Source organism: Achromobacter sp. SD115 (assembly GCF_017355315.1).
Taxonomy (GTDB): domain Bacteria; phylum Pseudomonadota; class Gammaproteobacteria; order Burkholderiales; family Burkholderiaceae_B; genus Achromobacter; species Achromobacter xylosoxidans_B.
On sequence record NZ_JADIJM010000026.1, the window covers coordinates 63,104 to 78,237 of the forward strand.

The following is a 15,134-nucleotide window of genomic DNA, read 5'->3' on the forward strand; positions in this document are numbered from 1 at the left end:
TGACTGGCGGCTGCTTGTGGCCGCTGGACCCTGTTGCTGGCGTCCGCCATCGGAATACGCGCATTCATCGGCCTGTAAGGCCCGCGGCGAGTATACCGAGGCCGGTGGTCATGTGACCGTGCTCGCAGTTACAGAAGATTTCAAAATGAAAGCCGGCGCGTTCGCGCCGGCTTTTCAGGGCAAAAGGCCAAGGTCGCGGATTACATCGGATCCAGGGGATAGATCGGACGGCGCACGTGCTGGAAATCGAGCTGGCCGTAATCCGAGGTGGTAACGCCCACGCCGGTGCATTCAATCACTTGCGTTGCCATGTCGGAGAAGCCCGCGCGCCAGTGCACCCGGCTCTTGAGCACGACGTAGCGCTTTTGCAGCGGATCGATGCCGGCCGACAGCAGGCAATTGATGTCGAAGGGCTCCTGGTGGCGCGACACGACCACGATCTCCACGCGGCCGGTATCGATCACGACGGTCAGGCCGGTGTCGTTGCGTACGCCGCGGTACATGGGGCCGCGGTTCAGGTAGACGCCGTCGAACACCAGCTTGACGCGGCCGGTGATTTCCAGCGGTTCGCTGGGTTCCTTGATGGCGGGCATGGCCATCTTGCCGCCGAGCTTGATCGTGATGGTCTGGCCCACGCCGGCCGCTGCCGCCTGCTGCGCCGCCTGCGGGTCGCAGATGGCGTAGAAGACCACGTTCTCCAGTTCCTGGCGCAGCACTTCGGCCAGTACGGCGGTGGTGTCCATGGTGCCGCCGGAGCCGGTATTGTCGTAGTGGTCCAGCAATACGACGGGGCCTTGTTCGATAGCCTTGGCGCGTGCGATGGTGGGTGCCAGCGGCTCCGGGTGGAACACCCAGTCGGCGCGGCCGTTCCAGGCCTGGTCCAGCAGTTCGTCGCGGTAGCGCTGCGCGTCGGCCAGGTTGCCGTCGGTACAGACCACGGCGCTCAGGCCGGCTTCACGGATGTCGGCGTGCGGAAATCCCACGAAGACCGAGGCGGCCAGCACGCCGCCGGCTTCCAGCTCCTGGCAGCGTTCCTGCAGCGGCTTGTTGGGCGCGGCATGGGTGCCCTGGCACATGATGTGCGGCAGCATGGGCTTGTTGGCCCAGGACATGACGGGCTTGATCTCGCCCTTCAGGGTGCGCGCGATCACGTTCGCGGCGCGCAGGCCCGCCGCGCGGATGTCCACGTGCGGGTAGGTATGGAAGCCGCTGATGACGGTGGCGTGCTTGACGATGTCGTCGTAGATATTGGCGTGCATGTCCAGCGTTACCGCCACCGGCGTGTGCGGATCGATCTCGCGCAGGCGGCGCAGCAGGTCGCCCTCGGCGTCCTCCACGCCCTCGGCCACCATGGCGCCGTGCAGGTCGAGCAGGATGGCGTCATAGCCGCCGCGCTGGACCTCGTCCAGAACCAGCTTGCACAGCCGTTCGTGGGTGTCGGCGCTGGCTGGGCCGCTGGGCCAGGACTCGGCCGCCACCGGCACGACCATCTCGGCGCCTTCGCGGCGCGCCACTTCGATATAGCCGCCCAGGCCGCTGTCGGTATTTTCGTAGGCCTTGATGGCGCGTTCGCCGGCCAGGACCTCGGGGTTGCCGCGGAAAAAGCGTTCAAGCGGTGTCGGCACGGGCGAAAACGTATTCGTTTCGTGCTTGATCATTGCCAAAAGCCAACGCATGGGAATTCCTGTGGGTTTGCTGTTGAGGATAGGTCAGGCTGCCTGGGGCGGTTGGGGCCAGGGGTGTTGTTCGGGCCGCAGGGTTTCCCAGGCGCGCGCGATGCGCAGCACGCCCAGGTCGTCGAAGCGGGCGCCGGCGATCTGCAGGCCGATGGGCAGGCCCGCCTTGGTATAGCCGCAATTGACGGACGCCGCGGGCTGCTCGCTCATGTTGTAGGGCAGCGTGTAGCCGATGTGGTGCATGGTGGTCGCGACTTCATTGGTGGGCGACGGCCACTCGGCGTTGTAGGCGACGACCGGCGCCACGGGCGAAAGCACGTAGTCGTAGGGCGCGCAGGCCGCGACCGTCTTGGCGCGCACGTTCATGGTCTCGTAATAGCTGCGGAATACGTCCTCGCCGGATTGGCCGCCGCCGCTTTCCGCCCAGGTGCGGATGAAGGGCAGGATCTTGTCGCGGCGCTCCTGGGGCAGGGCTGCCAGGTCTATGGCCGAGCGGGTGCGCCAGAAGCGGTCCACGCCTTCCAGCATGGCGGGCGTCATCCAGGGCTGCATCGGCGTGACGGTGGCGCCGGCGGCCTCGAAGGCGCGGGCCGCGGCCTCGATCGCAGCGCGGATTTCAGGGTCCAGGGGCAGGCCGCAGCCCGCGTCCAGCAGCAGGCCGATGCGCAGGCCGCGCAGGTCGCGCTCGAGGTCGAGCCAGTCGAAGTCCTGGTAGGGCAGGCTCATATGGTCGCGCGCGTCCGGCTGCGACAGCACGCCCATCATGAGGGCCGAGTCGGCGACCGTGCGGGTCATGGGGCCGGCGCAGCGGCCCATGAAGGGCGGATCGATGGGGATGCGGCCCAGGCTGGGCTTGAGGGTGGCGATGCCGCACCAGGCCGCCGGCAGGCGCACGGAGCCGCCGATGTCGGTACCGATGTGCAGCGGGCCGTAGCCCGCGGCCGCCGCGGCGCCCGCGCCGGCGCTGGAGCCGCCCGGGTTCTTGGACAGATCCCAGGGATTGCGAGTCAGTTCATGGAAGCTGGACAGGCCTGAGGACAGCATGCCGAAGTCGGGCATGGTGGTCTTGCCCAGCAGCACCGCCCCGGCTTCACGCATGCGCGCGGCCGGCGGCGCATCGGCGGCGGCGGGCTTCAATTCCGTGGCTGCCGTGCCCAGCGGCACCGGCACGCCGCGCGTGGCGATGTTCTCCTTGATGGTGGCCGGCACGCCATCCAGCGTGTGGCCCCCGGTAGCCAGCGGTTCGCCCTTCATCCAGCGGGCTTCGGAGGCGCGGGCCTGGGCCATCGCACCGTCCGCGTCCAGGGCGTAGGTGGCCTTGAGCCGCGGCTCCCAGCGCGCGATGTGGTCCAGCACCGAGCGGGTGACCTCGACGGGCGAGAGCGTCTTGTTGCGGTAGGCCTGGAGCATCTCCACGGCGGACAGTTCATGCGGTTGCGGCATTTCGGTTCCAGTGTGTGTACAGGCTGCGAGCCTCAGGGCGCGGCGGCGTGGCCCAGGCCGGCCGCGACCGGCCGGAAGTTGCGGAAATCCCAGTCGCGTCCGGGCGCGGCATCGATCAGGGCCCGCGTGTATTCGTGGCGCGGTTCGGTCAGCACGGTTTCGGCGGAGCCGGTCTCGACGACCTTGCCCCGCTGCATCACCATGATGGTGTCGCAGATCTGCGCGGCCACGCGCAGGTCGTGAGTGATGAACAGCACGCCCACGCCGGTGCGCTGGCGCACCTGCTCCAGCAGCTCCAGTACCTGCGCCTGTACCGACACGTCCAGGGCGGACACCGCCTCGTCGGCCACCAGGACCTCGGGGTCCATGACGAGGGCGCGCGCGATGCAGATGCGCTGGCGCTGGCCGCCGGAGAACTGGTGCGGATAGCGGTTCATCGCGTCCGGGCTCAGGCCCACGACGCTCAGCGTTTCGCCGGCGCGCTTCAAGGCCTGCTCGCGGGCCACGCCGAAGTTCAGCAGGCCCTCGATGATGGATTCGCCGACCGTGCGGCGCGGATTCAGCGAACGGTACGGATCCTGGAACACGATCTGGATGCGGCGGCGCACGGGGCGCAGCGCCGCGCCGGACAGGGTGCTGAGGTCTTCGCCGCCCATCATCATGTGGCCGGCGGTGGGTTCTATCAGGCGCACGATGCAGCGCGCCACGGTGGACTTGCCCGAACCGGATTCGCCCACGATGCCCAGGATCTCGCCCTTGCGCAGCGTCAGGTTGACGTCGGTGGCCGCGATCACGCTGCGCGCGGTCTGGCGCGAAAAGAGCGAGCTCTTGGTGCCGTAGGTACGGCCCAGCCCCTTGACGTGCAGCACCGGCATGCCGGCCGGCGCCTCGCGGCGCGAGGGCACCAGGCTGGGCACGGAGGACACCAGGCGGCGGGTGTAGGACTGCTTGGGCTCGGCCAGGATCTCGTTGCGCGTGCCGCTTTCGATCAGGTCGCCGCGGTTCATCACCACGATGCGGTCGGAGATCTCGGCCACCACGCCGAAGTCGTGCGTGATGAACAGCACGGCGGTCTGGTGCTTGACCTGCAGTTCCTTGATAAGCGCCAGGATCTGCTTCTGCGTGGTGACGTCCAGCGCCGTGGTCGGCTCGTCGGCGATCAGCAGCTTGGGTTCCAGGATCAGCGCCATGGCGATGACGATGCGCTGGCGCTGGCCGCCCGACAGCTGATGCGGATAGGCCTCGAAGATGCGTTCGACGTCGGGCAGGTGCACGGAGCGGAACATGTCCAGCACCTTGGCGCGGCGTTCCGCGGCCGACATCTGCTTGCGGTGCAGGCGCAGCACTTCGTCGACCTGCTTGCCCACGGTGTGCACGGGGTTCAGCGCGGTCATGGGTTCCTGGAACACCATGGCCATGCGCGTGGCGCGCATCTCGCGCAGGCGGCGCTGCGTGGCGCTGACCACGTCTTCGCCTTCGACGCGGATGGAACCCGCGCTGACGCCCAGCACGCCGGGCGGCAGCAGGCCCATCACGGCCAGCGAAGTGACGGACTTGCCCGAGCCGGATTCGCCGACCACGCACACGGTCTCGCCGGCGTGCACGTCCAGGCTCAGGTTGCGCACGACGCGGTTGCCGGCGCCGGCGACTTCTACCGAGAGGTTGCGGATGGCCAGGATGGCGGACGAGGTGTCGCCCGCGGGAGGAATGGGAGAGTAGGTCATCGGCATCAGATCCTGCGCACCATTTTCGGGTCCAGCGCGTCGCGCAAGGCGTCGCCCAGGATGTTCACGCTGAGCACGGTCAGCGACAGGAAAAGGCCGGGGAACAGGATCAGGCCGGGCAGCATGCGGAAGTACATGCGCCCTTCGGACATGATGTTGCCCCAGGAGGCGATCTCGGGCGGGATACCCGCGCCCAGGAAGCTCAGGATGGCTTCGGTGAGCATGGCGGAGGCGAAGACATACGTGCCCTGCACCGTCAGCGGCGCGATGGTGCTGGGCACCATGTGGCGCCACAGCAGCAGCGGCAGCGGCGTGCCCAGGGCCAGCGCCGCCTCGACGTAGGGCTCGCCGCGCACGGTCAGGATCTGGCCGCGCACCAGCCGCACCACCCGCGGAATTTCCGGGATGGTGATGGCCACCAGCACCGTGGTGATGCTGGCGCCCGTGACCGACACCAGGGCGATCGCCAGCAGGATGCCGGGGATGGCCATGATGGCGTCCATGGTGCGCATGATCAGCCCGTCCAGCGAGCGGAACCAGCCCGCGATCACGCCGATGACCAGGCCGAGGGCGACGCTGACCAGCGCCGCGCCCAAGCCTGCAATCAGCGAGATGCGGGCGCCGTAGGCCACGCGCGACCAGACGTCGCGGCCGAAGGCGTCAGTGCCCAGCAGGTAATCGGAGAAGGGCGGCTTGAGGCGCGCGCCGGGGTTGATGAAAGTGGGGTCGACGGTGCCCAGCAGCGGCGCGAACAGCGCGATGGCGACGACGGCCACCAGCACGATCAGCGCCAGCATCACGGGCCAGCTTTTGAGCCCCAGCCGGATCTGGCGCCAGGCGGTGGCCTGGGGCGTGCCGCCTCCGGGGAGATCGGCGGCCGCTTGCGCGGCGGCATCGGTTGGCGTTTGCATCGTTAGTACCTGATCCGCGGGTCGAACACCGTGTAGGCGCAATCGACAACCAGATTGATGAACACGTAGACGAACGCGAAGAAGAGCGTCAGGCCCTGGATGACTGGGTAGTCGCGCGCCAGCACGGCTTCCACCACCAGCCGGCCCAGGCCAGGGATGTTGAACACCGATTCGGTCACGACCACGCCGCTGATCAGCAGCGCGATGCCCAGGCCCACCACCGTGGCGATGGGCACCGCGGCGTTGCGCAGGGCATGGCCCAGCAGCACGCCGGTTTCGCCCAGGCCTTTGGAGCGCGCCGTGCGGATGAAGTCCTCGCCCATGACCTCGATGACGCTGGTGCGCGTGATGCGTGCGATCAGCGCCACGTAGACCGTGGACAGGGCCAGCGACGGCAGGATGAGGCGGTGCAGATAGGGCCAGAAGCCTTTTTCCAGCGGCGTGTAGCCTTGCACGTTGAACCAGCCCAGCTTGATGGCGAAGAGCCAGATCAGCACATAGCCCGTGACGAATACCGGCACCGAGAAGCCCAGCACCGAGAAGCCCATGACGGCGCGGTCCAGCAGCTTGCCTTGCCGCCACGCGGCCAGCACGCCCAGCGGGATGGCGACGATCAGCGTGAACACCAGGGTCAGCACCGCCAGGCTGAGCGAGGGTTCAAGGCGTTGGCCGATCAGCTTGGTGACCGGCACGCCCGACATGAGCGAAGTGCCCAGGTCGCCTTGCAGGAGCTTGCCGCCCCAGATGAAGAATTGCTTGATGACCGGCTGGTCCAGGCCCATCGTCTGGCGTATCTGCACGATACGCTCGGGCGTGGCGCCATCGCCCGCCATGATGATGGCCGGATCCCCCGGGCTGAAACGCAATATCGCGAAGACCACCACCGCGACCATCACCAGAACGGGGATGGTCGCGAGGAGCCGGCGTGAGACAAATGCCAGCATGTATTTCCCCCTGAACTACTTGCCCGTCAAGGGGCTTTCTTGACATTCCAGAACGCGAACACCGGCGCATGCACCAGGCCCGACAGCTTGGTCGAGTAGACGGTGGGCACGGACATCTGGCCCAGCGGCACGTACAGGCCTTCATCGATGCCGATGCGCTGCACTTCCTCGGCGATCTTCTTCTGTTCCGCAGGGTCGGAGGTCAGCGCCATCTTGGTGCGCAGTTCCTCGATCTGCGGGAAGTCGGGCCAGCCGAACCAGGCGTTGTCGCCGTTGGCCGCGGCCGGTGCGGAACGGACCGGGTCCATCACGTCGGTGGCGTACCAGTTGGTGTTGTGGATGTTCCAGCCGCCTTCGGCGGGCGCGGCCTTCGAGGCGCGGCGGGTGGCTACGCTCTGCCAATCCATCGCGGCGAGGTTGACGTTGAAGCCGGCCTTGCGCAGCGCCTGGGCCATCACCACCGGTTGGGCCGACAGGGTGCCGACGTCGGTCGCGTGCATGACCAGGATGGGCGTGTTGTCGTAGCCGGCTTCCTTCAGCAGCGCCTTGGCCTTTTCGATGTTGGACGGTACCACCATGTCCTTGCCGATGTCGCTTTCCAGCGGCGTGCCGCAACCCCACAGCGAGGCGCAGGTCTTCCAGTACTTGGGATTGCCGACCAGCGCCTTCATCACGTCTTCCTGGCCGATGGCGTACATCGCGGCCTGGCGCACCTTCTTGTTGTTGAACGGCGGGTACTTGAAGTTGAAGCGGTACATCGTGAAGTAGCCGACCGGGCTGAGCGACTCTTCCTTCAGATCCTTGTTGCCTTCGATCATCGGCAGCAGATCGTAGGGGAACTGTTCGACGAAGTCGATCTCGCCGCCCAACAATGCGTTGGCGGTGGTCAGCGCGTCGGGCATGACGTCCCACTCGACCTTGTCGACGTTGACGACCTTGCCGCCGGCCAGGCCGCTGGCGGGTTCCTTGCGCGGCACGTAGTCGGCGTTCTTGGCGTAGACCGTCTTCACGCCGGGCTTGAATTCGATGACCTTGAACGGGCCCGAACCGGTCATGTCGGTGATGGGCTGGCCGATGGCCTGTTCGGCGATGCGCTTGGGCATCATGAACGGCGCGGTGCCGGTGGGCTTGGACAGGGCGCGCAGCGCCAGGTCCGTGGGTTCCTTCATGACGATGCGGAAGCTCTTGTCGTCGATGACTTCGATCTTGTCGGTGAACTTCAGCAGCGTGCGGCCCATGCCGTCGCCGGCGGCCCAGCGCTTGATCGAAGCGACGCAGTCCTCGGAGGTCACCGGCTTGCCGTCATGCCACTTCTGGCCGTCGCGCAAGGTCATGGTGTAGGTTTTGCCGTCGGGCGAGACTTCCCACTTTTCCAGCATCTGCGGCTGGATCTTGTTGTCCGCGTCGGTGGCCAGCAGGGTGTCGTAAATCATGTAGCCGTGCCACGTCGTGATGTACGCGGTGGTGGCATGCGGATCGGTCAGTCGCAGAGGCGAATGCATTACCGTCTTGATGACGGTCTCGGCGTAGGCGCCGTGAGCCATCATCAGGGTGGCGCCGGCCAGCGCGGCCGCTCGGACGTACTTCAGCATGAATGTTCCCCTTGATGCGTAGTGAGCGGCGCCATCGCGCCGCTGCGTCGTTGATCCGCCGCGCTGGGGCGGCGTGCGAGCTTCAGGCGGTAGCGGGCCCGTCCGAAAAGACGGGTCCGCAAGGCGCCATTCTGATGCCGGGACGCAACCGTGTCCATGGTTGTTTTGCCGCATCCATCAGCATGGAACCGGGGGCCGCGCACACCAGGATCGTCTGGGCGATGCCGGTAAAATCGGCGCGGAAGTGCGCGGAACTCTTGACCACCAGGATCGCGGCGCGTTGCGGCTCCACGCCGGCGAAACGGAACATTTCCTGGTCCGCCATCTGCACCTTGTTCGACGCGACGATGATGCGCACCCCGCCTACGCGCAGGCAGGCGCTGGGACCCAGGTCCATATGGAAGCCGCGATAGAACGCGCCATGCGTATCGAAGCGTCCATCCGACGTTTTCTCGACGATGAACTCGCTGTCCAGCGGCTCATCGTCGGGAATACCCGAGTGTCCACCCAATGCAATGCGTACCTTGTTTCCGGTGCCCGCGCGATGGGCCGCCAGCGCCGCCGCAGGGTCCACGATCAGGCCAATGGCGGTGTCGCGCGCATCGTGCCGGATCAGCGCACGCAGCACGCCGGTGGTGTCCGAGCTGCCGCCAGCGCCCGGATTGTCCTGCGCGTCGGCGATGACCACGGGTTTATGCGCGTCGCGCGCCAGGCGCATGGCTTCCTGCACGGCTTCGTCGGGCGTGTAGAGCTTGCCGCCGAAGTCGCGTTCCGCGTTGAGCACGGCGCGTGTCATCTCGTCGGCCGCGGCGTCGGCTTCGACTTGCGTGGCGCCGTAGGCCCACACCGTGGGCGCGCATTCGGGGAAGTCGGCCGCGGGAAAACCCGTGGCGAACGACAGGCTGAGAGCGCCGCGCGTTTCGAGCTCGCCCACCATCTGGTACAGGCTGCGCGAGGGTTCGATATCGGTGGACTGCCAGCACAGCGAAATCAGGTAGGGCAGCGAGCGTAGGGCCACGCAGGGCCGCGGCGCGCCGGCCAGCCGCGCGGCCAGCAGTTCGGCGGCGCGTTGTCCGGTTTCGGCCATGTCGATGTGCGGATAGGTGCGGTAGCAGATCAGCGCGTCCGCGTGGCGCACCATGGCGCGGGTCACGTTGGCGTGCAGGTCCAGGCTGGCGACGACGGGTACGTCGGGGCCCACCAGCTCGCGCACGCGCCTGAGCAGCTCGCCTTCACCATCGTCCAGATGCTCGGTGACCATGGCGCCATGCAGGTCGAGATAGACGCCGTCCAGCGGCAGCGCCAGCGACAGACCCTGCAGGATCATCGCGCTGATGCGTTCGAATGCGTCCTTGGTGACGGGGCCAGAGGGGCTGGCCGCCGCCCAGGTGGTGGGCAGCAGCGTGTGCCGTCCCATGGCTTCAATAAATCCCGCCACCGGAATGTTGGCGCCCGCCACCGCCTGGAACATCGCGGGCCCGCTGACCAGCTTGGGCCAGCCACCGCCCTTCTCGGCAAAGTCTTCCCACGCCGCGCGCGAAGGCGCGAACGTATTGGTTTCATGCTGAAAGCCGCCTATCCCGATGCGCATCAGGATCCCCTTGTTGTTTTGATGTGAGGAAAGGCGCGGGCCAAGCCGCGCCCAAGTCAGTTCTAAAGTGGCGCCACCGCACCACCAGCCACGCATAAAACAAGCACAAAGAAAACAGGAGCAAAGAAAACAGGCACAACGCCGCAATCAGGCAAAACGTCCCCCAAGCCGGGTCGCGCGGATCCGGCTCCGCCGGTCCGCAGCGACGCCCCCCTGGGGGGGAAGCGCGCAGCGCTTCGGGGGGGGACCCTCACTCAGCCACTGGCATCGTGAATTCCGCGCCCTTGGCGATGCTGTCCGGCCAGCGCTGCATCACGCTCTTGTAGCGCGAATAGAAGCGGATGCCTTCTTCGCCGTAGGCGTGATGGTCGCCGAATAGCGAACGCTTCCAGCCACCGAAGGAGTGCCAGGCCATAGGCACGGGAATGGGCACGTTGATGCCGACCATGCCGACCTTGATCTGGCGGGCGAAGGCGCGCGCCACGCCGCCGTCGGACGTGAAGCAGGCCACGCCATTGCCGAACTCATGGGCGTTGATCAATGCCACGGCCGATGCAAAGTCCGGCACGCGCACCACGCACAGCACCGGCCCGAAGATTTCTTCGCGGTAGATGTTCATGGCGGGCTTGACGTTGTCGAACAGCGTGCCGCCCAGGAAAAAGCCCTTTTCGTTGCCCGGCACCTGCAGGCCGCGGCCATCGGCCACCAGCGTGGCGCCCGCGGCGATGCCGTCCTCGATGTAGCCCACGACCTTGTTGCGATGCTGCGAGGTGACAAGCGGACCCATTTCAGCGTCGCCCTGCATGCCGTCCTTGACCACCAGCGCCTTGACGCGCGGCGTCAGGCGCTCGACCACCTTGTCGGCCACGTCGCCCACCGCCACGGCCACCGAGATGGCCATGCAGCGCTCGCCGGCCGAGCCGTAGGCCGCGCCCATCAGGGCGTCGGTGACCTGGTCCAGGTCGGCGTCGGGCATGATCACCATGTGGTTCTTGGCGCCGCCCAGCGCCTGCACGCGCTTGCCGCGGCGGGTGCCTTCGGCGTAGATGTACTCGGCGATGGGGGTCGAACCGACAAAGGACAGGGCTTCGACGTCCGGGTGCGCGATCAGCGCGTCCACTGCCTGCTTGTCGCCATGCACGACGTTGAATACGCCTGCGGGCAGGCCGGCCTCGGCCAGCAGTTCAGCCAGGCGCAGCGAGGCCGAGGGATCGCGCTCGGAAGGCTTGAGCACAAAGGTGTTGCCGCAGGCGATGGCGACCGGGAACATCCAGCACGGCACCATCATGGGGAAGTTGAACGGCGTGATGCCGGCCACCACGCCCAGCGCCTGGCGCATGCTCCAGTTGTCGATGCCGCCGCCGATCTGGTCGGAGTACTGGCCCTTCATCAACTGCGGAATGCCGCAGGCGAATTCGACGATTTCGATGCCGCGCGTGACTTCGCCCTTGGCGTCGGAAAAGACCTTGCCGTGTTCGCGCGTGATCAGCTCGGCCAGTTCGTCCTGGTGCTTGTCCAGCAGCGCCTTGAAATTGAACAGGATGCGCGCGCGCTTGAGCGCGGGCGTTTCGGACCAGGCCGGAAAGGCGGCGCGGGCGGCGGCCACGGCCAGCGCCACTTCTTCGTTGGACGCCAGCGGAATGGAGGAGGTGACTTCGCCGGTGGCGGGGTTGAAGCCGTCGGCGTAGCGGTTGCTGCGGCCGTCGTAGTGCTGGCCGTTGATGAAATGGGGGATCTTCTTCATGGGTCGAACGCTCGAATCCGGGGCTTGGAAAAATGCCGGAGGGCGGCCTGGGGCCGCCCTGGCGAGATGCCGCCCCTCGCGGGGCGGCGCAGTATCAGGCGAGTTCTTTCAGTACCTTGCCGATCTGTTCGAAGATCTGGCCGATCTGGGCTTCTTCGATGATCAGCGGGGGCGAGATCGCGATGATGTCACCGGTGTAGCGCACCATCAAGCCGCTGTCGAAGCACTTCTGGAACACTTCGGCGGCACGTGCGCCGGGAGCGCCCGCGCGCGGGGCCAGCTCGATGCCGCAAACCAGGCCCAGGTTGCGCACGTCGATGACGTGCGGCGCGCCCTTCAGGCCGTGGGCGGCTTCCTGGAAAGCGCCGGACAGCTTGCGGGCGCGGCCGAACAGGTCTTCGCGGCGGTAGATGTCCAGCGTGGCCAGGATGGCTGCGGCCGCGAGCGGGTGCGCCGAATAGGTGTAGCCGTGGAAGAACTCGATGCCGCCGGCGGGGCCGTTGACGATGGCGTCATGCACTTCGCGCTTGACCGCGACGGCGCCGGCCGGCACCGCGGCGTTGCTCACGCCCTTGGCCATGGCGATGATGTCCGGCGTGACGCCGAAGAATTCGGATGCCGTGGCGGCGCCCAGGCGGCCGTAGGCGGTGATGACTTCGTCGAAGATCAGCAGGATGCCGTGCTTGGAGGTGATCTCGCGCAGCTTTTCCAGATAGCCCTTGGGCGGGATCAGCACGCCGGTCGAGCCCGCCATGGGTTCGACGATGACCGCTGCGATGGTGGAGGGATCGTGCAGGGCGACGATGCGTTCCAGCTCATCGGCCAGGTGCGCGCCCCAGGCCGGCTGGCCCTTGGAATAGGCGTTCTGCTCGATGTTGTGGGTGTGCGGCAAGTGGTCCACGGCGGGCAGCAGCGCGCCGGAGAAGGTCTTGCGGTTGGTCGAGATGCCGCCGACCGAAATGCCGCCGAACCCCACGCCGTGGTAACCGCGTTCGCGGCCGATCAGGCGGGTGCGCTGGCCTTCGCCGCGGGCGCGGTGATAGGCCAGGGCGATCTTCAGGCAGGTGTCGACGGATTCGGAGCCCGAGTTCGTGAAGAAGACCCGGTCCAGGCCCTGGGGCATCATTCCGGCGACGGCGGTGGCGGCTTCGAAGGCCAGCGGGTGGCCCAGCTGGAAGCCCGGCGCGTAGTCCATCACGCCCGCCTGGCGGGAGATCGCGGCGACGATTTCCTCGCGGCCGTGGCCGGCGTTGACGCACCACAGGCCGGCGGTGCCGTCCAGGATCTGGCGGCCGTCGGTCGAGGTGTAGTACATGCCCTTGGCGGTCGCCAGCATGCGCGGATGGGCCTTGAACTGCTTGTTGGCAGTGAAGGGCATCCAGAGGTGGGACAGGTCAGGCAATTCGGCGGGGGCGTTCATGGCGGCTCCAGGGGACGGACAAGCGCTGGACTTGGGCGACGGGTGTGCAGCCAGCGGGATTGAAACGATTCTGGTGCGTCTGGAGGGGAATGAAAATATACGATCCGCGCAAATGCGGCTAACTGTATAGTTATCAGCGACACAACTGTACAGTTAATGCCGTGATCGATTTTCAGCCAAACCGCGCCCGTGGCCGCGGACAGGCGCCGACTCTGGTCGAGCAGCTGGTTGCAGCCATCCTGCGGGCCATCGAAGAACAGACCCTGCGTCCGGGTATGTCCCTACCTTCGGTACGCGAGTTCGCGCGCCTGTACGAGGTCAGCACCTTCACGGTGGCCAGCGCCTATAGCCGCCTGGTATCGCTGGGCTGGCTGGCGGCACGGCCGGGCGCGGGCTATCGGGTCGCGACGCCGGACGCGCCGGCCCGCCCGAGCCAGCCGCCGTCCTGGGAGCCGCCGCGCCTGAACGCCGGCTGGCTGCTGTCGGATATCTTCGCGGACCATTCCATCCCCATCAAATCGGGCTGCGGCTGGCTGCCCGGCGAATGGCTGAACGAAGAGGGGCTGCACATGGCGCTGCGCCACATGGGGCGGGTACCCGCCATGCGCATTGCGAACTACGGCCATCCCTACGGCTATGCGCCGCTGCGCGAGACCATCGCGGCCAGCCTTAGCGCGCAGGGCATGGAGGTCGAGGCCTCGCAGGTCGTGCTGACCCAGGGCGTGACGCACGGGCTGGACATGGTGATACGCACTTTGCTGCGGCCGGGCGACACGGTGGTGGTGGAGCAGCCCGCCTATGCCAACCTGCTGCAGATGTTGCGCCTGGCCGGTATGCGCGCGGTGCCCGTGCCGCGTACCTTGGATGGGCTGGACTGCGAGGCGCTGGAAGCGGTGGTGGCGCGCCACCGGCCGCGGGCCCTGGTCGTCAATACCGCCTTGCAGAACCCGTCGGGCGCCAGCATCAGCATGGCCAATGCCTTCCGCATCCTGCAAGCGGCCGAGCGGCACGGTTTGTGGGTGGTGGAAGACGACATCTCGCGCGAACTCGCGCCCGGCGTGACGCCCATGCTGGCCGCCCTGGACGGCGCGCGGCGCGTGGTCTACCTGGGCGGCTACTCCAAGGTCATCAGTCCGTCGGTGCGGGTGGGCTATGTGGTGGCACACCGCGATCTGGCGCGCGACATCGCGCGCACCAAGATGGCGGTAGGCCTGACCTCGCCGGAGATCATGGAGCGCATCGTGCACCAGGTCATCCGCGAGGGGCGCTACCGCGCCCACATCGCCCGTACCCGCGAGCGTCTGGCGGTGGCCCATGCGGGCGTGGCCGAACTGATGGCGCAGCACGGTTTCGAGATCTACGGAAGGCCGCAAGGCGGCCTGTTCCTGTGGGCCAAGGTGGCTGGACAATGGCGCGAGCGCGGCGCCAACGGCCTGGCGGAGTTGGCGCTCAAAGATGGCATCTGGCTGGCGCCCGGTTCCTATTTCGAGGCTGACGAGGCCGACACCCCTTGGGTGCGCTTCAACGTGGCCTATTCGGAGGCGCCCGCCCTCTGGCGCTTCATGCGCAATGCCGGCGCGGCGGCCTGAGTCACTGCCGCTCGTAGGTCACGAAATCGTATTCGTAGCCGTTTTCGGCCGGCTGCGCGGCGCGCGCCGTTTCCTTCCATTGAAAGGCGGGCAGCAGCGGGAAAAAGGCATCGCCTTCGACCTCGGCCCGGACTTCGGTGGCCAGGACGCGCCGGGCCAGGGGCAAGGCCTGCGCGTAGATCTGCGCGCCGCCAATGACAAAGGCCGCGTCGATGTCGCCGCAGGCCTGGATGGCCGCCTCCAGCGAGGGGACCACGATGGCGCCCGCGGCGCTGAAGCCGGGGTTGCGGCTGATCACGATATTGCTGCGGCCGGGTAGCGGCCGGCCCAGCGAGTCCCAGGTCTTGCGGCCCATGATGATGGGATGGCCCAGGGTGCTGCGCTTGAAGTGCGCCAGATCGCCCGCCAGTTTCCAGGGCAGGGCGTTGTCGCGTCCGATGACGCGATTGGTGGAATAGGCGACGATAAGGGTAAGGCTGGCGGGCATGCGGAGTCGGGAG

11 protein-coding genes are annotated in these 15,134 nt (G+C 67.2%); 1 reads left to right on the forward strand and 10 read right to left on the reverse strand.

The annotated features are described in order from the left end of the window. Positions 1 to 200 precede the first annotated feature (200 nt). The 9 genes from IPU70_RS27715 to IPU70_RS27755 all read right to left on the reverse strand — a co-directional run bounded on the left by IPU70_RS27715 (position 201) and on the right by IPU70_RS27755 (position 13,045). Positions 201 to 1,676, reverse strand: a complete 1,476-nt coding sequence (locus IPU70_RS27715; protein ID WP_207472467.1) for a M81 family metallopeptidase — start codon at positions 1,674 to 1,676, stop codon at positions 201 to 203. A gap of 33 nt (positions 1,677 to 1,709) precedes the next feature. Then, positions 1,710 to 3,119 carry an amidase gene (locus IPU70_RS27720; protein WP_207472468.1) on the reverse strand — a complete coding sequence of 470 codons (1,410 nt, stop codon included), beginning with the start codon at positions 3,117 to 3,119 and terminating at the stop codon, positions 1,710 to 1,712. 32 nt (positions 3,120 to 3,151) lie between these two features. Continuing rightward, complete coding sequence (locus IPU70_RS27725; RefSeq protein WP_207472469.1) at positions 3,152 to 4,843, reverse strand: ABC transporter ATP-binding protein; 1,692 nt, start codon at positions 4,841 to 4,843, stop codon at positions 3,152 to 3,154. Positions 4,844 to 4,848: 5 nt separating this feature from the next. Then, entirely contained in the window at positions 4,849 to 5,754 is a 906-nt protein-coding gene (locus tag IPU70_RS27730) for an ABC transporter permease (RefSeq protein WP_207472470.1), read from the reverse strand. A gap of 2 nt (positions 5,755 to 5,756) precedes the next feature. Beyond that, a complete protein-coding gene (locus tag IPU70_RS27735; RefSeq protein WP_013396226.1) occupies positions 5,757 to 6,698 on the reverse strand; it encodes an ABC transporter permease in 942 nt (313 codons plus the stop codon). Positions 6,699 to 6,724: 26 nt separating this feature from the next. After that, positions 6,725 to 8,290, reverse strand: a complete 1,566-nt coding sequence (locus IPU70_RS27740; RefSeq protein WP_207472471.1) for an ABC transporter substrate-binding protein — start codon at positions 8,288 to 8,290, stop codon at positions 6,725 to 6,727. 82 nt (positions 8,291 to 8,372) lie between these two features. After that, positions 8,373 to 9,881 (reverse strand): M81 family metallopeptidase, encoded by a 1,509-nt coding sequence (locus IPU70_RS27745; protein ID WP_207472472.1) that lies wholly within the window; start codon positions 9,879 to 9,881, stop codon positions 8,373 to 8,375. Between the two features lie 250 nt (positions 9,882 to 10,131). Then, complete coding sequence (locus tag IPU70_RS27750; protein WP_207472473.1) at positions 10,132 to 11,625, reverse strand: CoA-acylating methylmalonate-semialdehyde dehydrogenase; 1,494 nt, start codon at positions 11,623 to 11,625, stop codon at positions 10,132 to 10,134. Positions 11,626 to 11,719: 94 nt separating this feature from the next. Next, on the reverse strand, positions 11,720 to 13,045 hold the full coding sequence (locus IPU70_RS27755) for an aspartate aminotransferase family protein (RefSeq protein ID WP_013396222.1): 1,326 nt from the start codon (positions 13,043 to 13,045) through the stop codon (positions 11,720 to 11,722). 161 nt (positions 13,046 to 13,206) lie between these two features. Here IPU70_RS27755 and IPU70_RS27760 point away from each other — a divergent pair, with 161 nt between their 5' ends. Then, positions 13,207 to 14,634 (forward strand): PLP-dependent aminotransferase family protein, encoded by a 1,428-nt coding sequence (locus IPU70_RS27760; RefSeq protein ID WP_207472474.1) that lies wholly within the window; start codon positions 13,207 to 13,209, stop codon positions 14,632 to 14,634. Position 14,635: 1 nt separating this feature from the next. Here the strand turns inward: IPU70_RS27760 and IPU70_RS27765 are convergent, their stop codons facing one another. Then, positions 14,636 to 15,121, reverse strand: a complete 486-nt coding sequence (locus IPU70_RS27765) for a dihydrofolate reductase (protein WP_207472475.1) — start codon at positions 15,119 to 15,121, stop codon at positions 14,636 to 14,638. Positions 15,122 to 15,134: the final 13 nt, after the last annotated feature.